This window comes from Bartonella sp. AA74HLJMH (assembly GCF_042197045.1).
Classification (GTDB): Bacteria; Pseudomonadota; Alphaproteobacteria; order Rhizobiales; family Rhizobiaceae; genus Bartonella.
Map to the genome: position 1 here is coordinate 1 of NZ_JBHIRJ010000125.1, position 788 is coordinate 788.

Below are 788 nucleotides of genomic sequence, written 5' to 3' on the forward strand. Positions count from 1 at the left end.
CCAAGGTAGAGATGCCATATATCGTTGTGGTGTTAACATAGACAATTCATAAGTCTTATTAGAAACGAACTGAGAGTTTATATGTTCACCACCCCTTATTCTTGTACCACCAAAAACCGCCCCTCCACCACTGATCCAACAATTGCCTTCATGACTTAGGTTATCTTCACTTTCTACCCAGCCCCCTAAATCACCTTTTTTGACATCACCAAAGTCTCTCAATGCACGTATGCGGTAAAGAGTATGATCATCAACTTCAATTGTTTCATCAGTAAGTTCGTATTTTTTTTCGCTACCATCAACCGAAGCAATACTACCAATAATATCTTGAGAAATACGTGCATTACCAAATGCATTGGCAAATTCATGAATTGCTGCTGTACCATATACATGCGCCTGATCAAAAACATGAGCATTTCCATAAACCTTAGCTCTGCCGTAAACATGCGCATGATCATAAATTTCTGCATCACCGTAAACGTGTGCATTATCGTAAACCTGAGCATTGTTACCAACACATGCATTTTCATTAACACATGCCTTACCATAAACCTTGGCATTGCCGTAAACTCGTGCATTGCTATAAACACGTGCCTCATCGTAAATCCAACAATTACCCTCATGAGATAAGTTGCCCTCATGCTCTATAAAACCACCTAGATCCCATTGCTCGACATCTCCAAAGTCTTTTAATGCACGAATACGGTGAAGAGTTTTGCCACAAAATTTGATTATTTCATCAGTAAATTCATACTTCTTTTTAAGTATCATATCTTCCACCCCTATCT

At 38.8% G+C, this 788-nt stretch carries 1 protein-coding gene; it reads right to left on the bottom strand.

Annotated elements, in window-relative coordinates:
• A partial coding sequence (locus ACFINH_RS10125) for a hypothetical protein (protein ID WP_375633041.1) occupies positions 1-771 on the bottom strand: 771 nt, incomplete at its 3' end.
• Positions 772-788: the final 17 nt, after the last annotated feature.